The 23,122-nt window shown below is 59.3% G+C and carries 23 protein-coding genes; 12 read left to right on the top strand and 11 right to left on the bottom strand.

From position 1 onward, the window contains the following. Positions 1 to 99 precede the first annotated feature (99 nt). The 8 genes from ACL2XP_RS15680 to ACL2XP_RS15645 all read right to left on the bottom strand — a co-directional run bounded on the left by ACL2XP_RS15680 (position 100) and on the right by ACL2XP_RS15645 (position 7,883). Positions 100 to 867, bottom strand: a complete 768-nt coding sequence (locus ACL2XP_RS15680) for an SDR family NAD(P)-dependent oxidoreductase (protein WP_413733734.1) — start codon at positions 865 to 867, stop codon at positions 100 to 102. A gap of 27 nt (positions 868 to 894) precedes the next feature. Next, on the bottom strand, positions 895 to 1,860 hold the full coding sequence (locus ACL2XP_RS15675; protein WP_413733733.1) for a zinc-dependent alcohol dehydrogenase: 966 nt from the start codon (positions 1,858 to 1,860) through the stop codon (positions 895 to 897). Beyond that, on the bottom strand, positions 1,857 to 3,158 hold the full coding sequence (locus ACL2XP_RS15670) for a hypothetical protein (protein ID WP_413733731.1): 1,302 nt from the start codon (positions 3,156 to 3,158) through the stop codon (positions 1,857 to 1,859). Before ACL2XP_RS15670 ends, ACL2XP_RS15675 begins: the two co-directional genes overlap by 4 nt. Next, complete coding sequence (gene hisD / locus ACL2XP_RS15665) at positions 3,151 to 4,479, bottom strand: histidinol dehydrogenase (protein WP_413733730.1); 1,329 nt, start codon at positions 4,477 to 4,479, stop codon at positions 3,151 to 3,153. Before hisD ends, ACL2XP_RS15670 begins: the two co-directional genes overlap by 8 nt. Positions 4,480 to 4,496: 17 nt before the next feature. After that, on the bottom strand, positions 4,497 to 5,258 hold the full coding sequence (locus ACL2XP_RS15660; RefSeq protein ID WP_413733728.1) for an ABC transporter ATP-binding protein: 762 nt from the start codon (positions 5,256 to 5,258) through the stop codon (positions 4,497 to 4,499). Further along, positions 5,258 to 6,088 carry an ABC transporter permease gene (locus tag ACL2XP_RS15655; RefSeq protein WP_413739178.1) on the bottom strand — a complete coding sequence of 277 codons (831 nt, stop codon included), beginning with the start codon at positions 6,086 to 6,088 and terminating at the stop codon, positions 5,258 to 5,260. The genes ACL2XP_RS15660 and ACL2XP_RS15655 overlap by 1 nt, the downstream gene beginning before the upstream one ends. A gap of 33 nt (positions 6,089 to 6,121) precedes the next feature. Further along, positions 6,122 to 7,108, bottom strand: a complete 987-nt coding sequence (locus ACL2XP_RS15650; protein ID WP_413733726.1) for an ABC transporter substrate-binding protein — start codon at positions 7,106 to 7,108, stop codon at positions 6,122 to 6,124. Positions 7,109 to 7,313: 205 nt separating this feature from the next. Next, positions 7,314 to 7,883: a DJ-1/PfpI family protein gene (locus ACL2XP_RS15645; RefSeq protein ID WP_413733724.1), complete on the bottom strand. Its 570-nt coding sequence runs from the start codon at positions 7,881 to 7,883 to the stop codon at positions 7,314 to 7,316. A gap of 356 nt (positions 7,884 to 8,239) precedes the next feature. Between ACL2XP_RS15645 and ACL2XP_RS15640 the strand changes: the two genes are divergently transcribed. Next, positions 8,240 to 9,262, top strand: a complete 1,023-nt coding sequence (locus ACL2XP_RS15640) for an LLM class flavin-dependent oxidoreductase (protein WP_413733723.1) — start codon at positions 8,240 to 8,242, stop codon at positions 9,260 to 9,262. Between the two features lie 142 nt (positions 9,263 to 9,404). On the opposite strand, the gene ACL2XP_RS15635 is transcribed toward ACL2XP_RS15640, so the two are convergent. Beyond that, positions 9,405 to 10,460 (bottom strand): alkene reductase, encoded by a 1,056-nt coding sequence (locus tag ACL2XP_RS15635; protein ID WP_413733721.1) that lies wholly within the window; start codon positions 10,458 to 10,460, stop codon positions 9,405 to 9,407. 231 nt (positions 10,461 to 10,691) lie between these two features. Here ACL2XP_RS15635 and murP point away from each other — a divergent pair, with 231 nt between their 5' ends. Beyond that, positions 10,692 to 12,137 carry a PTS N-acetylmuramic acid transporter subunit IIBC gene (gene murP, locus ACL2XP_RS15630; RefSeq protein ID WP_413739177.1) on the top strand — a complete coding sequence of 482 codons (1,446 nt, stop codon included), beginning with the start codon at positions 10,692 to 10,694 and terminating at the stop codon, positions 12,135 to 12,137. A gap of 34 nt (positions 12,138 to 12,171) precedes the next feature. On the opposite strand, the gene ACL2XP_RS15625 is transcribed toward murP, so the two are convergent. Further along, positions 12,172 to 13,092, bottom strand: a complete 921-nt coding sequence (locus tag ACL2XP_RS15625) for a DMT family transporter (RefSeq protein ID WP_413739176.1) — start codon at positions 13,090 to 13,092, stop codon at positions 12,172 to 12,174. Positions 13,093 to 13,462: 370 nt separating this feature from the next. Here ACL2XP_RS15625 and ACL2XP_RS15620 point away from each other — a divergent pair, with 370 nt between their 5' ends. The 3 genes from ACL2XP_RS15620 to ACL2XP_RS15610 are packed head-to-tail and all read left to right on the top strand — an operon-like array spanning position 13,463 to position 15,999. Beyond that, positions 13,463 to 14,302: an ABC transporter substrate-binding protein gene (locus ACL2XP_RS15620; RefSeq protein ID WP_413733719.1), complete on the top strand. Its 840-nt coding sequence runs from the start codon at positions 13,463 to 13,465 to the stop codon at positions 14,300 to 14,302. Between the two features lie 3 nt (positions 14,303 to 14,305). Then, complete coding sequence (gene pxpB, locus ACL2XP_RS15615) at positions 14,306 to 15,016, top strand: 5-oxoprolinase subunit PxpB (protein ID WP_413733718.1); 711 nt, start codon at positions 14,306 to 14,308, stop codon at positions 15,014 to 15,016. Beyond that, the gene (locus tag ACL2XP_RS15610) at positions 15,013 to 15,999 is read left to right on the top strand and encodes a biotin-dependent carboxyltransferase family protein (RefSeq protein ID WP_413733717.1); all 987 of its coding nucleotides are present in this window, start codon (positions 15,013 to 15,015) and stop codon (positions 15,997 to 15,999) included. The genes pxpB and ACL2XP_RS15610 overlap by 4 nt, the downstream gene beginning before the upstream one ends. A 74-nt stretch (positions 16,000 to 16,073) precedes the next feature. Here the strand turns inward: ACL2XP_RS15610 and ACL2XP_RS15605 are convergent, their stop codons facing one another. Further along, entirely contained in the window at positions 16,074 to 17,276 is a 1,203-nt protein-coding gene (locus tag ACL2XP_RS15605; RefSeq protein ID WP_413733716.1) for a pyridoxal phosphate-dependent aminotransferase, read from the bottom strand. Between the two features lie 391 nt (positions 17,277 to 17,667). Here ACL2XP_RS15605 and nac point away from each other — a divergent pair, with 391 nt between their 5' ends. The 7 genes from nac to ACL2XP_RS15570 all read left to right on the top strand — a co-directional run bounded on the left by nac (position 17,668) and on the right by ACL2XP_RS15570 (position 23,116). Then, a complete protein-coding gene (gene nac, locus ACL2XP_RS15600) occupies positions 17,668 to 18,591 on the top strand; it encodes a nitrogen assimilation transcriptional regulator NAC (RefSeq protein WP_413733715.1) in 924 nt (307 codons plus the stop codon). A gap of 184 nt (positions 18,592 to 18,775) precedes the next feature. Continuing rightward, positions 18,776 to 19,216: an acetyl-CoA carboxylase biotin carboxyl carrier protein gene (locus tag ACL2XP_RS15595; protein ID WP_413733713.1), complete on the top strand. Its 441-nt coding sequence runs from the start codon at positions 18,776 to 18,778 to the stop codon at positions 19,214 to 19,216. Next, positions 19,213 to 20,010 carry a LamB/YcsF family protein gene (locus tag ACL2XP_RS15590; RefSeq protein ID WP_413733711.1) on the top strand — a complete coding sequence of 266 codons (798 nt, stop codon included), beginning with the start codon at positions 19,213 to 19,215 and terminating at the stop codon, positions 20,008 to 20,010. Before ACL2XP_RS15595 ends, ACL2XP_RS15590 begins: the two co-directional genes overlap by 4 nt. Before the next feature lie 119 nt (positions 20,011 to 20,129). Further along, complete coding sequence (locus ACL2XP_RS15585; protein ID WP_413733710.1) at positions 20,130 to 20,882, top strand: SDR family oxidoreductase; 753 nt, start codon at positions 20,130 to 20,132, stop codon at positions 20,880 to 20,882. Positions 20,883 to 20,913: 31 nt separating this feature from the next. After that, a complete protein-coding gene (locus ACL2XP_RS15580) occupies positions 20,914 to 21,609 on the top strand; it encodes an amino acid ABC transporter permease (protein WP_413733708.1) in 696 nt (231 codons plus the stop codon). A gap of 4 nt (positions 21,610 to 21,613) precedes the next feature. Then, positions 21,614 to 22,369 (top strand): amino acid ABC transporter permease, encoded by a 756-nt coding sequence (locus ACL2XP_RS15575; RefSeq protein WP_413733706.1) that lies wholly within the window; start codon positions 21,614 to 21,616, stop codon positions 22,367 to 22,369. A gap of 9 nt (positions 22,370 to 22,378) precedes the next feature. Then, complete coding sequence (locus ACL2XP_RS15570; protein ID WP_413733705.1) at positions 22,379 to 23,116, top strand: amino acid ABC transporter ATP-binding protein; 738 nt, start codon at positions 22,379 to 22,381, stop codon at positions 23,114 to 23,116. Positions 23,117 to 23,122: the final 6 nt, after the last annotated feature.

Raw genomic sequence — 23,122 nt, 5'->3', positions numbered from 1 at the left:
TCCCACGGCTGAGCGGATGAGCCGGCTAAATAAATACGGGCCGGCGGCGTTGCTTAGTGTAGGCAAACGGATGCCGCATGGCCGTAAAGAGCCATGGCGTCAGACGGAGGCCAGATAACCGCCGTCGACGTAGAGCACCTGGCCGGTGATGTAGCGTGCGGCATCGGAGCTGAGAAATACCGCCGCGCCGATCAAATCATCCAGTTCGCCGAAACGGCCCAGCGGTATCTTGCCCAGCATCGCGTCGCACCACTGCGGGTCCTGGTAAAACACCTGGGTCAGGTCGGTGCTGAAATAGCCCGGTCCGATGCCGTTGACGCGAATGCCGCGCCCGGCCCATTCGGTGCTCAGGGTATGGGTCAGTCCCACCAGTCCCGATTTGGAGGCGCCGTAGGCCGCGGCGCCGGGCACGCCGACCCGGCTGGTCAGGGAACAAATATTGATCATCGAGCCGCCATGGCGGCCGACCATCAGCCGCGCCGCCGCCTGCGCGCAGAAAAACGCCCCCTTCAGGTTGGTATCCACGATGCGCCGCCATAACGCCTCGTCCACGTCAAGGGAAGGGCAGACCTGTTCGGTCCCGGCGTTATTGATCAGGATATCCAGCGGCGCGTGCTCGAAGCGGCCAAAGGCGCGGGTAATGCTTTCGCCCCGGCTGACATCCAGCAGCAGGCCGGTGGCGCCCCCATCCCAGTGCTTCAGCCGGCTAACGGCGGCGTCGAGCGTCGCGGCGTCGCGTCCGGCGGCGACCACCGTGGCCCCGGCCTGCGCCAGCCCCCGTGCGAGGGTAAAACCGATACCGCGGGACGCGCCGGTGATCAGCGCGGTTTTTCCTTCCAGGGAGAAGGCGGGGAGTGCTGGGGTCATATGATCTCCTTTCAGGGTTCGATCGGTTCAGGGAACAATCAGCGTTTTCAGGAACGGACTGTTTCCGGCCAGCAGGGCGGCGAACGCCGCCGGCACCGCGTCGAGGCCGATGGGCGGACTGCTGATGGTCATAAGCGGCGCCATCAGGCCGGGCAATAAGCCAACGGCCTGGCGCTGCTCGTCGCGAAACACGCTGCACCCCACCAGCGACAGCTCACGTTCCACCAGGCGGTTAACATTCAGCGTCACGTCGCCATGGAAAATACCTACCGAGGCGATACGCCCGCCCGGCGTGATGCCGTTTACCAGCGCATTGAGTACGCTGGCTACGCCGGTGGCTTCAACCGCCAGGCTGAATTCGCCCGGTTCGGCCAGGGGCACGATACGCGCTATCAGATCATAGCGCTGCGCGTTCGGTTCGATAAGCTGTACCCGGCAGCCGTGGACGGCATGCAGCAGCAGGGCCGCCAGCCCGCCGATGGTGCCGCCGCCGGTGACCCGCACGACGGCGGACGGGGCGGGGGCCAGCTGGTTAACCGCCCGCAGCGCGACCCCCAGCGGTTCGCTTAACGCCGCAATGGCCGGCGGCAGATCCGCGGCAACCTTGATCAGGTTGCGGGCCGGCAGTACCGCTTGCTCGGCGAACCCGCCGTCGCAGACCTCGCCGACAAAACCCAACTGGTCGCATAGATTAAAGTCGTTTCGTTCACAGGCCGGGCAGCGGCCGCACCATACGCGGGAATCGGCCACCACCCGATCGCCGGGGGCGAAACCGCTGACCCGATCGCCGCATTCCAGGACCTCGGCGCAAAATTCATGGCCCGGGGTGGCGGGGGATCGGGATATCCATTGGCCGGTTCGCAGGTTGTGCACATCGGAGCCGCAGATGCCGGCCGCCAGCACTTTCAGCCTGATCTCCCCCGGTCCGGGACGGGGTAACGGCATCTCTTCGGTACGGATATCGCCGATACCGTATAATCTTACTGCCTTCATGGTTGCGCCTCCCCCACGAGATCGTCGAGCCAGCGGGTGAAATCATCCTCGCCGCCGCTGCCCAACATAACCGCCAGCGCCAGGCCCAGGGCCGAGCTGACCGGCGTATGTCCGCTATGGCCGCCGGCCCGCAGATCCAGCACCAGGGTCGGGCAGCAGAACATCGCCAGCCTGACGATGCGCTGCCAATGCCCCGGCAGCCAGCCACGTTGTTGCAGTTCCGCCAGCAGGGGCCGCCAGTACCACGTCCCTTTGCTCGCGAGAAACGCCCGGCGCAGCGGCGTAAGCTGCCAGTTGTGGGTGACCTTCAGCCGATCCCCTTGCCGGCTCACCGATACCTGGTAGCGCTGCGCCGCGCGTTCCGGCTCATACAGCCAGCAGGGATGGGCGAAAATATTGTGGAAGGTGGCCTTGATTTCGGCCAGCAGCGCCGGGATCGCGCTGCCGGCAAAGGCGGGGTCGAAACTCACCAGCTCGGGTTGCCCGCCGCAGGTATCGAACCAGACGTTGGCATTATGCGCATCGCCATGGGCGGTGAGCGCCCCGTGTCCGGCCAGGGCCGCCGGTTCCAGCCGCGCGCCGGCTTCCAGGAACAATTGCTCCAGGGTATGGGGATAAACCACGCCGTTGATTTCCCACTGCAAGCGGCCCAGGTCCCGCCAGGGGATGCATTCCTGCGCCAGCTGAAAATCTTTATCGACGTAAAATTGCTTTACCCGCCCGCCCAGGCCCGCCGGTTCGCCCGGGGAAACCAGCCGGTGATAAAACAGCTGGTGTATCGGTTCCTTGACCACACTTTCCCGGCTGCCCGGTACCAGCGTCGGCCGGCAACAGGCCCACAGCGCCCAATCCGCCCGCTGCTGGGCGTCCACCACCGCGTCCATATGCCGCCAGTCCAGGCGATCTTCGATATCGTGGCAGACTTCCGCCAGCCGCTTATCGCTGCGCAGGGCATACAGCAGAATTTGCCGGCCGGGCTCGCCGCAGGCATAAAGCGGCACGTCCACCCGGAACCCCGCATCGCGCAACAAGCCGGCGCGGTAATACTCCTCAATGGTCTGATCTTCGCCGTCTTCATGGTGATACTTAAAAAACAGCGTGCGGTTGTCCGCCAGCCGCACCTGGCCGTTAAGGGAATTGAGGCTATATTGATCGCGGTTGATTTTCAGGCCCAGCACCGGCGTCGCGGTGATTTCAGCGATCAACCGGCTGAGCCGTTCGCCGGCCCCCTGCCAGTCGCCGGCTTTGGCCAACGCCCTGGCCTGGGCGGCGTACGGCGCTTTCGCGTCTTCAGACATCGGTTTCACCCTTGAGGAATTGTTGCCTCAACGCGGAAACGGCCAGCGCGTGGCCGGTGAAACCTTCATATTCGGCGAAACGCTTGGCCTTGACGGCCAGGTTGTCATAGCCGGCGGCGGTCACGTAACCAATGGAGATGCGCTTCATATAATCGAAGACCGACAGGGGGCCGGCGGTTTTGGCCGCGCCGTTGGTGGGCAGCACCGCATTGGGCCCGAGCACGAAATTCCCCAAGGTGACCGGCGTATGGTTGCCCAGCAGAATTTCCCCCGCGTTGCGGATCTTGGCCATGACCGCCATCGGTTCATCGGCCAGGATCTCCAGATGTTCGGGCGCATAGCGGTTGACGAACGCGACGGCGGTCTCAAAGTCGCGGGTCAGGACGATGCCCCCGTGCTCGCCGCACAATACCCGGCGCGAGAAGTCCGCACGCTGCGCATCCAGCTTGGCCCAAAGCGTCGGCAATACCTTGATCGCCTGTTCGGCGACGCGCCGGCTGGAGGTCACCAGCCAGGCGGACGAATCGGGGCCGTGCTCGGATTCGATAATCAGATCGAGCGCCGCCAGGGCGCCGTTGGCATTGTCGTCGGCCAGAATAATACTTTCACTGGGACCGGCGGGCACGCCGGGGTCGATAAGATGGGTCAGCTGGCGCTTGGCGGCCACCACCCACGGACTGCCGGGGCCGACGATCTTCAGGCATTTGGGCACGGTTTCGGTGCCGTAGGCCACGGCCGCTACCCCCTGGGCGCCGCCGCATTTATAGATTTCGCTGATGCCGACGATACGGGCGGCCACCAGCGTCGCATCATCCACCTTGCCGTCCGGTCCCGGCGGGGTGATCACTATCGGCCGGGGTACGCCGGCCACGATGGCGGGAATGGTGGTCATCAACAGCACGCTGGGAAACGACCCTTTGCCGCGCGGTACGTAGCAGGCGACGGCATCGATCGGCACATGGCGATCGCCGGCAAAAGCGCCGGGCTGCATCTCCTTGAGCCACATCTCTTCCGGTTTCTGCGCTTCATGGAAGGCGCGGATGTTGCCCGCCGCAAAACGGATGGCCGCGATCACCTCCGGATCGATGCGCGCAAAGGCCTGTTCGAACTCGCTTTCTTCGGCGCGCAGGGCGAAGGTTTCCGGCACTACCGCGTCAAAACTGCGGGCAAAACGGATAAGCGCGGCGTCCCCTTCGGTTTTTACCGCCTCGATAATGGGCGCGACCCGTTCGCTGAAAAAGGACAGATCGGTTTCAGTGCGTTTAAATAAAGCATCCGGTAATACATCGCTGCCGGAGAGGTCGTGAAAGATAACGGACATGGCAATAATTCCCTGACTTAGACGGACATGGCCGGATGGCGGATGCGATCCAGCACCAGATGTTGCAAATTGATAAACTCCGGGTCGCGGTTCATTTCTTCGTGGCGGGGCCGCGCCAGCCTGACATCAAAGGCATCGTCGATCACGCCTTGCCCCATCACCACGATGCGATCCGATAACCAGACCGCCTCTTCGATATCATGGGTCACAAACATCACGGTCAGGCGATGTTTTTCCCAGATCTCGATCAGCAATTGCTGCATTTGATGACGGGTCATCGCATCCAGCGCGCCGAACGGTTCATCCATCAGCAAAATTTTCGGCCGATAGGACAGCGCGCGGGCAATCGCCACCCGCTGCTTCATGCCGCCGGACAATTCACCCGGCCAGCTATCGCCGGACTGGCCCAGCTTGACCAGTTCGAGGTGTTGCTGGGCGATATCGCGGCAATGGCGAGCGGGCGTGCCCGCCGCCTTCAAGGCGAACTCGATATTCTGGCGGGCGGTCAGCCAGGGCAGCAGCGTATAGGACTGAAACACCACGCCGCGGTCAATCCCCGGGCCTGTGATGGATCGGCCGTCGACGCGGACATCGCCGGCGTCAAACTCCTCCAATCCGGCCGCTATGGACAACAGCGTGCTTTTGCCGCAGCCCGACGAGCCGACGATGGACACGAATTCATTGTCGTTGAGCGTCAGGTCGATACCCTTGATCACCTGGTGGCGGCTTTTCCCCAGCGGATAACTTTTTTCCAATTGATGCAGCGATAGCGTCGCCATTAGCCGCGCCTCCGGTTGTAACGAAACAGCACGCGTTCCGCGGCCCGCATCACCTGATCGGTAATAAGGCCGAGGAAACCCAGCAGCAGGATGTAGCCGATAATGGTGTCGGTCTGGAAATAGCGCTGCGACACCACGATGCGATAGCCCAGGCCGGAGGTGGAGGCCACCAATTCCGCCAGCACCAGCCAGGTCCAGGCCCAGCCGAGGCTGATGCGCAATGCGTCCCAGATCGCCGGCATGGCGGCGGGCAGCACGATCTTCAGCATAATGGCGCGATCCGGCATGCCGAGCGTGCGCCCCAGGCCGACAAAATCGGACGGCACGCGTTTAACCGCATCGATCATCATCAATACCTGCTGGAAAAACGTGCCGATCCAGATGACCAGGAATTTCTGGAAATCGTCGGTGCCGGTCCACAGGATGGTCAGCGGCACGAACGCCACCACCGGCATATAGCGGATAAAATCCACCAGGGGTTCGACGATGGCTTTGAACAGGCCGTAACAGCCGGCCAGGGCGCCGATGACGATGGACATCACCGAGGAGATGACAAAAGCGATGGCGATGCGGTACAGACTGCTTTTGATATCGCTGGCCAGGGTTCCCTCGGTCGCCAGCGCCACCATGCGTTGCCATACCCGATCGAGGCCCGGTAAAAACAGCGCCGGTATGGCGCCGCTGCTGGTGGCCGCCCACCATGCGGCGATCAGCAGCACAAACACCGTGACCGAGATACCGACAAACTGCCCGCGCGTCGGCGCGCGCCCGATGGTCAGCAAACCCAGCCGGCGTTTACGCGGCCGCGGCGCAGGGGCTGCGCCGGTCATTTTGGATACACTCATGAGCCCGGAACCTTTTATTTATTCCGCGTTGACGAAGCTGGCGTCAATCACCTGGGCGGCCGTCACGGGGGCGGTGATAATGCCGGCGTCCGTCGCCGCTTTCAGTACGTGCTGGAAGGTCGCGTTACTGAACTCATTGCCCAGCACCTGTTTGTTTTCCGCCAGGGTGTAATATTTAACGCCGTCGAAGGCGCTGTTAAGATCGTCCGCGGTGGCGCCCACTTCTTTGGCGATAATCGCCCGGTCGGTTTGGGTGTTGCCATTGTAGTGGGCGAGCGCCTCGTCCCAGGTGGCGATCAGGGCGGCGACCTGGCCGGGGCGGCTTTTCAGCACGTCATCGCGCACCACCAGGACATCGCTGATCAAGCCGGGATCGTTCTGGCCGCTATACAGCATCCGCACCGAGGGGTCATTTTTTTTAGCCACCGAGAGATAGGGCTCATAGGTCACCGCCGCATCGACGCGTTTGGCAATCAGGGCGGTGCCGGCGGACGAGGCGGGCATGGGAACGGGCTTGATATCCTTGATGGTCAGGCCGGCGGAGGCAAGGGCGCTGTGCAGCAGGATGTCGCTGGTGGTGCCTTCCTCATACGCGACGCTTTTGCCTTTGAGATCTTTAAGGCCGTCGATGCCGCTGCCGGTGAGCATGGCATCCGCGGTTCGGCTTTGATCGAGCAGCAGCACCACTTTAACCGGCAGCCCCGCCGCGATCATCCCCATGGCGGTATGGGTGGCGATATTGGCGGCATCGATCTGGCCGCTGGCCAATGCGGCATTGATATCTTTATCTTCGGCGAAGTTAATCACCTCAACCTGTTCAAGACCGTGTTTTTTAAACATGCCGTAATGATTGGCCACATGCCACTGGCCATACCCCAGCCAGGGTTCGACCCCCATTTTGACGGCGCCGGGCTCCGGCGCGGCCGCAAAGCTCATTGATGTCATCAGCAGCCCGGAACAGAACGTGACGACCAGGGATTTTTGCAAAGCTCGGTATGAAATCATGGCGGTTTCCTTCAAGAGGTTGTGCGGGAAAAAAGATGCTGATGTCTGTCCTTGTATATACAAGCGTATGCAAGACCGATGCCAATCGACGGTTCGCGGCGGCAGGGGCGGCGGGCTGGAACCGGGGCGGTCCGGGTGCGCGAAAACGGTGCGTAGCACCGTTGTTGTGCGTTAATGCCGCTCGTCCCGATTGACGGGAAGAGGGTTATTTGTCCAGCAGTTCAAGGAATTTTGCCAGCCATTGCGGATGGGCCGGCCAGGCCGGCGCCGTGACCAGGTTCCCGTCGACATAAGCCTGGTCGATGCCGATTTCGGCGAATTCACCGCCGGCCAGGCGCACTTCGGGCGCGCAGGCGGGGTAGGCGCTGCAGGTTCGCCCCTTGAGCACGCCGGCCGCCGCCAATATCTGCGGACCGTGGCAGACGGCGGCGATAGGTTTGCCGGCGGCGTCGAAATCCTGCACCAGTTTGATGACCTGCGGATTCAAACGCAGATATTCCGGCGCCCGTCCTCCGGGGATCACCAGGGCGTCATAGTCCCGGGCCCGGGTGTGGGCAAAGTCGGCATTGAGTACAAAACGATGTCCGGGTTTTTCGCTGTAGGTCTGCGCGCCGTCGAAATCATGAATCGCGGTCAACACATAGTCGCCTTTACTTTTATCGGGACAGACGGCATCGACGCGATGGCCGACCATCTGCAACGCCTGGAAAGGCACCATGGTTTCGTAATCTTCAACGTAATCGCCGATCAGCATCAGTATTTTTTTGTTGGTCATGATGAGGGTTCTCTGGGTAGGTGCAGGGGGGCATTGACGTACAAACCATGCCAGATAGGCTGCCGACGACATGAAGCGGATACGGTTATAAACCAGGCAGTCTGTGATAAAAATAGCCTATCGGCGGATAAAATACCACGGGCCGAACCACGCTTCAGACCGCGGAAAATCACGCCATGGGGAATATGGGGGCGCCGGCGGCGTGGCCGGCATGGTTTTTCGCCGCGGTGGATGCCAAAAACCCAGAAGGGGTTATTATAGCGTTTGCAAGTAGTGATATCCGCGTCCGCCAGGCACTGCCGGACGATCTTGGCGACCTATGGGTCCGCCATCCTGAATAGAAGGATAAATACGCCATGAAGAAGATTGGATTTCTGTCGTTTGGCCACTGGACGCCTTCGCCGCAATCGGCAACCCGCTCGGCCGCCGACGCGCTGTTGCAATCCATCGATCTCGCCGTGGCCGCGGAGGAGCTGGGGGCGGACGGCGCTTATTTCCGGGTGCATCATTTTGCCCGCCAGCTCAGTTCGCCCTTCGCCCTGCTGGCCGCCGTCGGCGCCAGGACCCGCCGTATCGAGATCGGCACCGGCGTTATCGATATGCGCTATGAAAACCCCCTTTACATGGCCGAAGACGCGGGCGCGGCCGACCTGATCTCGGGCGGGCGCCTGCAGCTCGGCATCAGCCGCGGTTCTCCAGAGCAGGTGATCGAGGGCTGGCGTTATTTCGGCTACCAGCCCGCCGAGGGGGAGACGGACGCCGACATGGCCCGGCGCCATACCGAGGCGCTGCTCGATGTTCTGCGTGGCGAGGGTTTCGCCCAGCCCAACCCGCAGCCGATGTTCCCGAACCCGCCCGGCCTCTTGCGCCTTGAGCCATTCTCCGCCGGCCTGCGCGAGCGGATCTGGTGGGGCGCGGGCTCGAATGCCACCGCGGTCTGGGCCGCGCAGCTGGGGATGAACCTGCAAAGTTCGACGCTCAAGGACGATGAAACCGGGGAACCTTTCCATATCCAGCAGGCCAAGCAGATCCGGGCCTACCGTGCGGCATGGCGGGACGCCGGCCACGCCCGGGCGCCGCGCGTGTCGGTGAGCCGCAGCATTTTCGCGCTGGTGGATGAGCGGGATCGCGCCTATTTCGGCAACAGCGGCCGTGAGGGCGACCAGATCGGTTTTCTCGACGAGAAGACCCGGGCGATCTTCGGCCGCAGCTACGCCGCCGAACCGGATGTGCTGATCGAACAGCTCGCGCAGGACGAGGCGATTGCCGAGGCCGACACGCTGCTGTTGACCGTGCCCAACCAGCTGGGCGTCGACTACAACGCCCATGTGATAGAGGCCATCCTGACCCAGATCGCTCCCGCCCTGGGCTGGCGCTGAATAGCCGCGTGCGGGGCCGCTGACGGCAAAAAAAGCCCGCTTCAATAACCGAAGCGGGCTTTGCCTTGATCAATAGGCCGCCAAGCAGCGCCCGGGGACCCGGGCCGCGTGGTCGCTACCCCCGGCGCCGGCTCCAGGCCCGTCAGGGAAGAGCGGGGTAATCGGTATAACCGGTGCCGCCGGCGGCGTAAATCGTCTCCGTATTCAGGGCATTGAGCTCGGCGTGCTGCTTAAACCGCCGCACCAAATCCGGATTGGCGATATAGAGATTGCCGAATGCCGCCGCATCGGCCTCGCCTCGGCTAATCAACGCTTCGGCGGACGCCTGGGTCAGCCCCTCGTTGGCAATCCAGGCCCCCGAGAAGGTCTTTCTGACCTGCGGCCCGATGCGGTCCGGGAAATCCAGCGCTTCGCGGGCAAAGATAAAGGCCAGCCGGCGTTTATCGAGTTCCTTGACCACATACCCGAACATGTCCCGGGGATTGGAATCATGCATTGAATAGGAGCTGGACATCAAATTGAGATGCACGCCGAACCGGTCCGCCGGCCAGACGGATAATAAGGCATCCACGGTTTCCAAAAGGAAACGCGCCCGGTTGGCGATGGAACCGCCGTATCGATCGGTGCGTTGGTTCGAACCGTCATGCAGGAACTGATCGAACAGATAGCCGTTTGCCGCATGGATTTCAATCCCGTCGAAACCGGCGCGCTTGGCGTTTTCGGCCCCGCGGCGATAATCTTCGACGATCCCCGGGATTTCTTCCGTTGCCAGCGCCCGCGGCACTTCATAGGGTTTCAGCGGCCGCAGTACGGACACATGGCCTTCCGGCGCGATGGCGCTGGGGGCCACCGGCAATTCGCCGTTGAGATAGACCGGATCGGATATACGCCCCACATGCCATAGCTGGATGACGATTTTCCCCCCGGCCCGATGCACCGCGTCGGTCACCTCGCGCCAGGCGGCCACCTGTTTTTCCGACCAGATTCCCGGGGTATTGGGATACCCCACGCCCTGCGGCGACACCGAGGTGGCTTCGGTCAGGATTAGACCGGCGCTGGCGCGCTGAACATAATATTCTTTGGCCAATGGGCCGGGGCTGCGCTCGTCGACGGAGCGCATCCGGGTCAAGGGGGCCATGACGATACGATTGCTCAGTTCAAGGGCGCCGATATTAACGGGCTCATACAATGTGGGCATACCTTTTTCCTGTCATTATTTTAAGCGTTTAGGGGTCCTATTCTAGACCTCTTTTTTCGCCGCCGGTGTTACTGCCCGTGCGGTGACGTTATAAGGGATCGAATGATACGCGATGCATAACCGGCGCATGGCGGATACACTCTACGACGCGCCTTCCGCTCGCCGGCGCGGGCAATGTTCCAACACAACGCAGCAATCTATCCGGGCAGTCACGTACAGGACGTCAATCCGATGGCGAAAATCACTGAAGCAACGATCGAACAGATTTTAGGTTTTGTCGGCGGCCGCGATAACGTCGCGGTTTGCGGCAACTGCATGACGCGGCTGCGTCTTACCCTGCAAGACCACACGCGGATCGACCGCGCGGCGCTGAAAACCATTCCCGGCGTGCTGGGCGTTATCGAAGGGGACCATCAGTTGCAGATTGTTTTGGGCCCCGGCAAAGCGCAAACCGCCGCCGAAACGATCAATGCCGCGCTGGACCGCCCCGAACCGGGCCGCGCGGCCTCCCCCAAGGATCTGCGCGCTATCGCCGCCGGGAATAAACAGCGGGTCAAAGCGAAGCAGGGCAGCGCCATTCATCGGTTTTTCAGCAAGTTCGCCACCATTTTTACCCCGCTGATCCCCGGTTTTATCGCCGCCGGCTTACTGCTGGGGATCGCCACCCTGCTGGAACAAAGCATGGTGATCGGCGTAACGTCGCCCAATGCCTGGCTGGTGGGCATGATTGGCTATATGAAAGTCTTCAGTAAAGGCCTGTTCGCCTTTTTGAGCATTTTGATCGGCCATAACGCGCAAAAGGCGTTTGGCGGCACGGGGGTGAACGGCGCCATCATCGCCTCGCTGTTTGTGCTGGGCTACGTCCCGGACGCCAAGGTCGGTTATTATGCCGGCATCGACAGCTTCTTCGGCCTGCCCATCGATCCCCGCGGCAGCATTATCGGCGTGCTGATCGCCACGATCCTGGGCGCCTGGGTCGAGCGCACGGTGCGCAAGAGCATGCCCGATAATCTCGATATGATACTCACCTCGGTCGTCACCCTCCTGATTATGGGGGCGGTGACGTTTGTGGTCATCATGCCCGCCGGCGGGGCGCTGTTTAAAGGCATGTCGTGGCTGTTTTTACATCTCAACGGCAACCCGTTCGGCAGCGCCGTACTGGCGGGTTTGTTCCTGCTGGCGGTCATGTTCGGCATCCATCAGGGGTTTGTCCCGGTCTATTTCGCCTTGATGGACGCCCAGGGGTTTAATTCGCTGTTTCCCATCCTGGCCATGGCCGGCGGGGGCCAGGTGGGGGCGGCGATGGCGCTGTTCGCCAGGGCCAAGGCCGGCTCGGTGCTGCGTGCCCAGATCAAGGGCGCGATCGTTCCAGGCATTCTCGGCATTGGCGAACCGCTGATTTACGGCGTGACGCTGCCCAGGGTGAAGCCCTTTATCACCGCCTGTCTGGGCGGCGCCGTCGGCGGCTTCTTCCTCGGGATGGTGGCTTATCTGGGCCTGCCGGTGGGCCTCAATACCGTTTTCGGCCCCTCCGGCATCGTGTCCATTCCGCTGATGACCTCGGCCCGGGGCATTTATGCCGGCATCCTGGTTTACGTCGCCGGGCTGCTGGTCTCTTACGCCGCGGGGTTCATTATCACCTGGCTGTTCGGCAGCAGGAATGTTGATTTGAGTTAAGCCGGACGGCCCGCGTCCGGCCGCCGATTCCTGCTTAATTTATGCCGCGTACGATACGCGGCTTGCGCAGGCGCCGTTCGCTCCAGATGGTGAAAATACCCGCGGTCGCAACGATAGCCGCCCCAATGATAGTGGTGGAGGTGGGCAGGTTGTCTAAAAAGAAATAACCAATCAGCATCGACCAAAGCAGCGTGGTGTAATCAAAAGGCGCCAGCAGCGACGCGTCGGCATAGCGCAGACTGAGCGTGATCAGGATTTGCGCCATTCCGCCAAAGAATCCGCAGCCGATAAGTAGCAGGAGCTGTAGCGCATCGGGCATACGCCAACCGAGGAATATCGTGGCCAAACCAATCAGCATGGTCATTAACGAGAAATAAAAAACAATGGCGCCCGGTTTTTCCACCCCATTGAGAAAACGAATCTGCACCGAGGAGGCTGCGGAACAAAATGCGGCGAGCAGGGCGAACATAATCCCAATACCGGATGTGGCGCGCGCGGCGTCACCGGAGAAAAAAGACTCCGTGGCATTCAAATGCGCCGAAAGCATCACCAAGATGCCGGAGAACCCGACGATAACCGCCAGCCAGCGGGAAAACCGGACATGTTCTTTCAGCAAAATCGCCGCCATCACCACGGTAAATAAAGGCGCGGCATAACTGATAGCCGTGGCATCGGCCAGAGAGATATAGACTAACGCCAGATAGTTGAAATACATTCCGCCAGTGCCGGAAAAACCACGGATTAAATGGCCGAAGATATTTTTGGTTTTGATCAGCGCCAGGATATTGCCTTGGAATTTTAACCAAATCAGCAAAGGAAATAAGGCGACAAAGGAGCGGAAAAAAATAACTTCCCCGGTAGGTATCCCGCCGCCCAAGCCCTTGACGCAGGCCAGCATTAATGTTGCACACAAGGCTGCCATTATTTTAAGCAGAATCCCCATTCTGGAATTTATTTTCAACCTTCAATCTCGCTTTATCACTGGAATTATCTTCCCATTACCCTGGACGCCTGCCTTACCCTAAAGCGGTATGCCGGGCGGGGGTTAAGATAATTTTGTTCTGCCTGGATAGTTTTTGCTTATAGCCAGTTTCACCCGCGCCGCGGTTTTTTCAGTCATACAAAATGCATATCGCCATACAGGGTTTACCTCTTATACAAGCCAAATTGGAACTTATATAGTCGGGATACTGGGGTGGCGCAGGTAGGGTAGTGAGTTATCTCTTTGTTTCTATATTGCATTGCTTCATTCGCCAGCATTGCGCTGGATGAGCCGGGGATATCCCTGCCACACGCTGTTAAATAAAAATGCCGGGGAAATATTGATGAAACTGAAGTTACTGTCTTGCACCATACTGGCTCTGCCATTGATGATGACCTGCTCTGGGGCGCAAGCGGATGCCCTTGCTGATATCCAGGCGCGCGGTGAGTTAAACTGCGCGGTCTATTCGGATGTGCCCCCATTTTCGTCCCCCGATCCGCAAACCCGCCAACTGGCGGGAATGGATGTCGACCTGTGCGGGGCGCTGGCGGACAAAATGGGGCTGAAGCTCAATTTGATGCCGACGTCCATCGAGGCGCGTATTGCGGTTATTGCTACCGGGCGCGCCGATGTCCTGATTGCCAACCTGGCTTATACCAAGACCCGCGGCAAACAAATTCAGTTCAGCGATCCCTATTATGTCGCTAAAGAAATGTTATTGGTGAAAAAACCCAATGTCGATAAAACCCGAGCGGACTTTAAAGGCAAGCGTATCAGTGCGACCAAAGGCACCACATCGGAGCAATCTATCTATCTGGCGGGGGCGAAAGCGGTGACCTTCCAGGACGCGGCCTCCGCTTTCCTGGCGTTGGAGCAGAACAAAGCCGTTGGTTTTGTCACGAATACCATGACCGGCATCAAAATGATTTCGCAGGCCAAAAAAGATGGTATCGAGCTGGGCATGATCAAAGAGCCGATGGCGCTGGAACCTATCGGCGTCGGCATGCGCAAAGACGAACCGGCGCTGCTGGCGAAGGTCAATACCAGCCTAAAAGGGATGGATGACGACGGCACCATCGACAAAATCTGGAATAAATGGATTGGACCCGACACCGAATACCAAATGGTTCGTGAAGATAGGGTGCAGCCTTTAGCCAGCCTTAAATTCGAACCTTTGGAATAATTGATGACGATGCTGTCTGGCGAGGCGCATCCCCGCGCCTCTTTTATTCTGGCCGAGCGCGGCGATAAGGTGAAAATTTCTACCATCGGCAGCCGCGCATGGCTGATCGAAGCGCCGGGGGATTTTGCTCTGCCGGCCCAGCGGCGCATATGGTCCCTGGCCGCTTTACTCGGTGCGCGGGACGATGTGGAATCCGTCATTCCCGGCGTGACCAACCTCCTGGTCTTATTCCGGCAAACCCCCGTTGATTATGATGCCACGCTCGCAGGATTAAAGGAGGTATGGGCGCAGGCGCAAGGGGTGGCGCCGAACGGCAAGTTGATCGAAATCCCGGTGATTTACGGCGGCGAACACGCCACCGATCTGGATGCGGTATGCCGGCACACCGGGTTGCCGGCGCGAGAAGTCATCCGCCGTCACTCGCAGGGCTGCTACACGGTTTTTGCGCTGGGCAGCGCGCCGGGTTTCGGTTATCTGCACGGCCTCGACCCGACCATCGCCACGCCGCGCAAAAAAGTGCCTTCGCTGCATATGCTGAAAGGCACCGTCACCATCGGCGGCGCACAGGCGGGGGTGTCGGCCTTGACCGGACCCAATGGCTGGAATGCCATAGGTTTTGCCGAATTAACGGTTTTTGATCCATGGGCGGAGCACCCGGCATTGATGGCTCCGGGGGACAACGTGCGGTTTTTACCCGAAAGGATTGAGCTGTGATTGAAATTATCAAAACCGGTGCGCTGAATACCGTCCAGGATTTAGGACGCTGCGGATATCGCCATATGGGGGTGTCGGTGAGCGGGGTAATGGATTCGCTGGCCCTGCGGGCGGGCAATATTTTGCTGGGCAATGACGAGAATGCCGCTTGCCTGGAAATCCAGCTGTTTCCCTTCCGGGTTCGTTTTTTGACGGACGCCGGCATTGCCCTGACCGGAGCCGATTGTCGCGCATACCTCGATGGCGAGGCGCTGCCGCCTTGGTGGGGCTGCCGCGTGAAACCGGGGCAGGAGCTGGAAATCAATTTTCCCCGCAACGGCGCCCGCGGCTATCTCTGCGTGGCTGGCGGCATCGATGTGCCGCTGGTGATGGGGTCGCGCAGCACCGCGTTGCGCGGCGCCTTTGGCGGCCACCAGGGACGTTCGCTGCAACCGGGGGATCGTTTGCCTTTTGGTCAAACACCGGCGTTGCCCTTGCCCGAAAGCGGCATGGGTATCGAACCGCCTGCGGTCGCCATGGCGGGGGCCTTTCCCTGTACTTCCGGCGGGGTTATCCAGCTGCGGGCCATTCCCTCGGGGGAATACGAACTCTTCCGCGACGATCACGACCGCTTCTGGCAACAGCTATGGCGGGTTTCCCGGCAAAGTAACCGCACCGGCTACCGCTTGTCCGGCGAGCCGATTATGCCATCAAAGATTATCGAGATGCGCTCCTATGGCCTGGTGCCGGGAATCGTGCAAGTTCCGCCGGCGGGCGAACCGATCATCCAGCTCAGCGATGCGAATACCGCCGGGGGCTATCCAAAGATTGCAGGCATCATCGAAGAGGATTTATGGCGCCTTGGCCAAGTCCAGCCCGGCCAGTATATCCAGCTGATTAAAAGCGATGCGCGCGAGGCGATTAGCGTCGCAGGAGAGATCGGCCGCTGGCTTATGCGCCTGCATAACAGTTGTCCGCCTCTGAAAAAAGCCGCCGGTCTTTGACCCGTACGGCGCGGATTGACGCCGGCGCAGTTAACCAGGGCGTCGATACGGCCGTGGCGGGCATGGTTTGATCCTCAATGAATGCCGGCGCAGAAAGCCGCGATCCGGTCGCATCCCTCTTGCAACATTGCCATACTGGTGGCGTAGGACAGGCGGAAATAGGGGCTCATGCCATAAGCCGCGCCCTGGACGGTCACCACATGCTGCTCTTCAATCAGCGCCATCACGAAGTCCGCATCATGGATAATCGGACGTCCGCCCGGGCTGGTCTTGCCGATAAACGCGGCGATATTAATGAAAAGATAAAACGCGCCCTGGGGTTTATGGCAGCTAAGCCCTTCCACCGAGGTCAGACGTTCCAGCACATAATCACGGCGCCGGCGGTAAATTTCCGCCCGTTCTTTCAGCAAATCTTGCGGCCCGTCAAGCACCGCTACGGCCGCCGCCTGGGTCAAGGTCGTGACGCCGCCGCTGTTTTGCGTATTGACGTTGCTCATGGCTTTGATCAAGTCTTGCGGCCCGCCGCAAAAGCCAAGACGCCAGCCGGTCATGGAATAGGCCTTTGATACGCCGTTGACCGTCAATACCCGATCAAAAAGGCGCGGTTCAACTTCGGCCAGCGTGTAAAACGCGACGCCGTCGTAAATCAAATGTTCGTAGATATCGTCGGTCATTATCCACACTTGCGGATAACGCAGCATAACGTCGGCGATCCCCTGAATCTCGGCGCGGGTGGCGACCGAACCCGTGGGATTGCTGGGATAATTAAGCAGCAGCCACTTGGTCTTAGGCGTAATCGCCGCCTCTAAATCGGCGGGATAAGGCTTAAACCCATTGGCTTGCGAACACGCTACGGGGACGGGGATACCGCCGGCGAATTTGACGATGTCGGCATAGCTAATCCAGGACGGGGTGGGGATCACCACTTCATCGCCGGGATTGATGGTGGCCAGGATCGCATTAAAGATTATCTGCTTGGCGCCGCCCGCCGTCAGGATCTGGCTAATGTCGTAGTCCAGATGATTATCACGTTTGAATTTGCGCTGGATAGCGGCGCGCAGCGCCGGCGTGCCATCGGTGGGCGGGTAGCGCGTATCGCCGGCGAGTGCCGCGGCATAGGCGGCTTCTATCGCATGTCCCGGTGTCGGAAAGTCAGGCTCGCCGGTGGAGAGGCCGACGACACGTATGCCTTGGGCAGCAAGATCCCGCGCCTTTTGGGTCATGGCGACGGAGGCGGAAACGGCAACATTCTTTAAGCGATCGGCGATATCAGGCATGGTCCTGGGATTCCAAAAGTCAGAGTAACAGACCGCCGCCATGTAACCGGCGCATGTAGACCAAACAGCGGCGTGAGTCAGTGATAATTAGCGCGAAGACGCGGTGTCCAGGAGAAGAGTAATGACGAAAGGGGTAAACAATCCAATAGCGCTTTGTTGTGGCGGCATAACACAAAACAATATCTGAAGATAACGGCTTGTTACGTTTTTTTGCACCCAAACAGTGCGCACCGGGTTTTTTACCTTTTATGGCGCCCCCACGGATTTATGCGCCCGCCGTACTGTTTTTTAAACATAAATGTTTGGATCTTAAAAGATTATGCCGGAATTCAGCGTATTGGCACTGATATTGCTTCAATCAGGTTATGCGTATTGTTGGTAGGAAGAGCATATGAATCTCCGTCGGCTGAAGTATTTCATTAAAATTGTCGATGTCGGCAGCCTGACCCAAGCCGCCGATATTTTGCATATCGCCCAGCCAGCCCTGAGCCAGCAGCTAGCGACGCTGGAAGGCGAGGTTAAGCAGCAACTGCTGATACGCACCAAGCGCGGCGTGACGCCCACCGAAGCGGGGAAGATACTGTATACCCATGCGCAGGTGATTCTGCGTCAATGCGATCAGGCGCAAAGCGACGTCGATGGCTCCGCGCTGGCGCTTTCCGGCAGCGTTTCCGTCGGCCTGGCGCCGGGCACCGCGGCCCAGCAGCTGGCGCTGCCGCTGATGGAAGAGGTGCAGCGCCGGCATCCGGGCATCGTGCTCTATTTTAACGAGAACTTCGGCACGACGCTCAGCGAATTGATTATGAATGGCCGCATGGACATGGCGGTCATCTATGGCAATCGCGAGATTCACGGCCTGCGTTTCATGCCGCTGATGAAAGAACATCTGTGTTTTGTCTGCCCATACCCGCTGGCCAAGGCGGCTAAAACCATCACCCTGGCCGAGGTGGCGCGCTATGACCTGTTCTTGCCGCGCATCTATAACATCATGCGTAAAGCGGTAGACGATGCCTTTATCCATGCGGGGCTGGCCTATCGGGTAAAATGTGAAATTGAATCCCAGACCACGTTGAATGCCGCCCTGGGAGCAGGGCTAGGTTGTACGATCATGCCCGAGTCCGCCGCCAGGATGATGTTGCCGGCCGCCAATGCCTGGATGGCGAAAATCATTGATCCCGATGTACAGGTATCCCTCTCATTTTGCATGTCCGATCATCTGCCGCTGTCGCAGCCCGCTGAAGAAGTGAAAAAGATACTGCTGGCATTAATGTCAAAGCGCACGGTCGATAACCGGCCGCTGACGTTAGTGGGGTAATAAGTCCCCCTTATTACCGCAAAGCTAAACCCTCTTACCGGGGCGGAGAATGGCACGATAGAGTGTTATTACCGTCTGCCCGGGCCGCTTAACTCTTGCTGTGGCCGCATGCCGGCTGACGGAACGCTTTGCCGTCGTCATGACGCAGGGGCATTCCCACTTCGACCACCCGTGAAAGATGAATATGGATAAAAAAGCGTTACAAGATTTACGGCAAATCGCACAAAAAATGCGCGCATCAGGCTTGGGAAGTATCGAATTCAGCGGCAACAATTATCATGTCCGCCTGCAATATGCGCCGGCGGCCGCGCAAATCATACCGTTCCCTGGCGAGGCTATCGTGACTGACGCGAACCCGGTGCCGGTGGGCGCCACCGCGGCGCTATGCGCCCCGATGCCGGGGACCGTGTTATTGCATCATCCATCCAATGGACTGCCGTTTACGTCACCGGGCGCCGAAGTACAAAAAAACGCCATGCTGGCGTTGTTGAAAGTCGGGTTGCTCTATTTGCCGCTGCGCAGTCCGGTGGACGGCACGGTTGAATCGCTGGCCGTAGATCAAGGCGACAGCGTGGAATACGGCAGCGAAATTATCCTGTTACGCAGCGCGGAGATGGCGGCATGAAATACATAGATCTTAATGCCGATATCGGCGAGGGCTTCGGGGATTACCAGATAGCGAACGACGCCGCCCTGATGGCGCGCATCACCTCCGCCAATGTCGCCTGCGGTTTTCACGCCGGCGATGCGGTCATTATGGCCAACACGGTGGCGCTGGCCAAGAAAAACCAGGTCGATTTGGGGGCGCATGTGGGGTTTCCCGATTTACTGGGTTTTGGCCGCCGGCGCATGCAAATCGAGCCGGCGGTGATGGCCCATTACGTTACCTATCAATTGGGCGCGCTGTCGGCATTCGCTTGCGCCGCGCGCTATCCCCTGACGCATATGAGTTTTCACGGCGCGCTGGGCAATATGGTGTCGGAGGATGACGCGCTCGCAGAGGTGCTGCTGCGGGCGGTTAAGCATCTCGACCCGCGCATGATCATCAGCACCATGCCGGGAAATGCCGTTGAACGCGCGGCGCGCCGGCTGGATCTGCCGGTGGTTTGTACCTTTTTGGCCGATCGCGCCTATGAAAGCAACGGCCTGCTGGTCAGCCGGTCAAAGCCGGGCGCGGTTATCCATGATGCCAGCCGGGTTCGCGCCCGGGTGCGCCAGCTTCTGACGCAAGGTACGGTGCAAAGCATTGATGGCGCCACTTTACCCGTTGATGCGTCTTCGATTCTGGTGCATGGCGATACCCCTGAATCCATCGCCATGATTGATATCTTGCGCGATATTATCGCCGAACTCGGCATCCCCCTGGTGCCGCCTTCCCGGCAGTTGAGCCTGCCGCCGGGGGAAACCACGGTGTTATAAGCCCCCCTTATCGCCTCAAACCGTTTATGTCTTATGCCGGTCGGGGATAACTGGATAAAGTCAGATGACATATCCAAATCGGCAAAATAACTGAGCCGAAGCCTTTACAGGAGAGATAAATGCCGTTCGCAGATTACAAAACCGCATTGGTCACCGGGGCATCCGCCGGGATGGGTGAAGCCATTGTCGAGCGCCTGTGCCAGGAAGGCATCACGGTACATGCTCTCGCACGGCGCGCAGCGCAGCTCACCGCGCTGGCCGCCCGCACTGGCTGTATCCCGCACGCTATCGATGTCGGCGATCTGGACGCCCTGACGCGCCTGTGCCGGGAAATCGATGTCGATATTCTGGTCAATAACGCCGGGGTATCGCGTCCGGGTTCTATTTTGGATGCTGATGAAGAGGCCATCGATACCCAGGTGGATGTCAATCTGCGCGCGGTCTTGCATCTTTGCCGCCTGCTGGTGCCGGGAATGGTTGCCCGCGATTGCGGCCACGTTATCAATATTACCTCGATTGCCGCGATTTATAACTTCAATGGCAACTCCATTTATCACGCCACCAAAGCGGGCGTACATGCGCTTTCTCGCCAATTGCGCGTTGATTGCTACGGCAAACGCGTCCGCATCACCGAGATTTGCCCAGGCCGCGTGGCAACGGATATTTTTGGCAACGTGATGGGCGACCAGGCGGAAGCACGCCGCCGCTTTATCGATGGTTTTGAGCTCCCGCAGGCCAAGGATATCGCCGACTGCGTCGCCTTTGCTCTGGCGGCCCCGGTGGCGGTCAATATCGGCAATATCGAGATTACGCCGACGTTGCAGGTGCCGGGGGGGCTTTCCACCATGCGTCCCGGCGACCGCGCGCAATAAGTATGGTCAATCCTAGAGGGGTGAATCCGCGATGACACTCGATTTTGGCGCCGTCATGACCGGCCAGTTTGGGCAGATGATAATCGACGGTACGGTCGTCACCCTAAAGCTTGCGCTGGGTTCCTGGCTGTTGGCCATGTTGATAGCCTTACTGCTCGTGGTCATCCGCTTGACTCACAAACGCGCGGCGGTGTTCGCCGTGCAGGCTTACGTTTCATACCATCGCAATGTGCCGACGCTGATTCAGTTAATGATGTGGTATTTCGCCATACCCACGCTGTTCCCGGAATCAGTGCAGATGTGGATCAATGATTTCGATGCCGAATTCATTTTCTCCATGTTCGCCCTGGGTCTGTGCCAGGCGGCTTATTTTTCCGAGGATATCCGCAGCGGTTTACGCGCTATTCCCGACGGCCAGAACGAAGCCGCGCGGTCCTTGGGCATGGGGTATATCCGGGCGATGCGTTCGGTGGTGTTGCCGCAGGGCATTCGCAATGCGCTGCCATCGCTGCTTAACCATACGGTGCTGTTATTCAAAAATACCAGCCTGGCGATGGTGATTGGCGTGGCCGAGTTGACCTATGTCACCCGCGACATCGAAAACAAGACCTTCCGGACATTTGAATCTTACCTGGTGGCATCCGCCGGCTATCTGTTCTTTTCACTGTTGTTGATGGCCGCCGGCGCGTTGCTGGCCCGTCGTTTCCAGCGCGCCTACGCGAGGTAATCCCATGTCTGATATCTTCACCATTGTGCATGATAACGGAATGTTGTTTCTCATGGGGCAGTATCCGAACGGGGCATTGGGCGGCCTTCTTTGTACCTTGCTGATTTCGTGTTTGGCGGTGCTGCTGGCTTTGCCGCTGGGCGTATTGCTGGGCCTGGCCCGGCTGTCGCCGTTTCCCTGGCTGAGTTGGCCCGCCGCCTGCTGGGTGTATCTGCTGCGCGGCATCCCGTTGCTGATGGTCGTATTCTGGACCTATTTCTGTGTGCCGCTGCTGATCGGCCATAATATTAGCGGCTTCTCGACCATGTTATGTACGCTGGTTATTTATGAGAGCGCCTACATTGCGGAGATCGTCCGCGGCGGCATTCAGGCCTTACCGGGCGGACAATATGAAGCCTCGCGCGCGCTGGGCATGAGTTATATGAAAGCTCTCCGCCTGGTCATTTTACCCCAGGCCCTTTACAACACGCTGCCAAGCTTAGTCAGCCAATTGGTCTCCATTATTAAAGACAGCACCCTGGGTTACGTAATTAATGTCCCGGAACTGACCTATGCGGCCAACCAGGTGAATAACCAATTACTGACTAAACCTTTCCAGGTCTTTGCGATTGTGGCGATAAGTTATTACCTCATCTGTTTCAGTCTGACCTGGGTGGCCAATAAGCTCGAAGAGCGTATTGCGCGCAAGCGCCGTAATAGTCCCCCTGAAGGGACAATAGCGGCAAAAAGCATACTGCTGACCAAAACTCAATCGCAATAAGGAAAGAGAATGAGACCAATGATATTGTTCCATCAGGTCAACAAGTGGTATGGCGAATATCAGGCGCTGACCAATCTGAGCGCTGAAATCAAAAGCGGCGAAGTGGTGGTGGTGTGCGGCCCTTCAGGCTCCGGAAAGTCGACGCTGATTCGTACCGTTAATCGCCTTGAACCCATTGAACAAGGGCAAATCCTGTTTGACGGCATTGATATCCACGGCAGCAGCATGCGCCTGAATCATTTGCGCAGACGCATCGGTTTTGTTTTCCAGAGCTTCAATCTGTTCCCGCATGTGTCGGTGATCGAAAATATCATGATGTCGCCGGTGAAAGTGCTGGGAATCAAGCGAACCGAAGCGCGCAGCCACGCGGGCGAGTTGCTGGAGCGCGTGGGATTATCAAACAAGGCGGATGCCTATCCGGCGCAATTATCAGGCGGCCAGCAGCAGCGCGTGGCGATAGCGCGCGCATTAGCCATGAAACCGCCGGTGATGTTGTTTGATGAACCGACTTCCGCGCTCGACCCGGAAATGGTGGGTGAAGTGCTAAACGTGATGCGCGGGCTGGCCCAGGAGGGGATGACCATGATGTGCGTTACGCACGAAATGAACTTTGCCCGCGACGTAGCGGACACCGTCTGGTTTATGGATCAGGGGCAAATTCTGGAAAAGGCCGCGCCCGAGCAATTTTTTACCGATCCGCAGCATGAGCGCGCCAAGCGTTTCCTCAGCGATTTACGCCAGCACTAAATCGCC

The sequence above is a fragment of the Sodalis sp. RH21 genome (assembly GCF_047324175.1).
GTDB lineage: Bacteria > Pseudomonadota > Gammaproteobacteria > Enterobacterales > Enterobacteriaceae > Acerihabitans.
The sequence above is the reverse complement of the archived record's forward strand: the minus strand, read 5'-3'. Positions and strand labels throughout refer to the sequence as shown.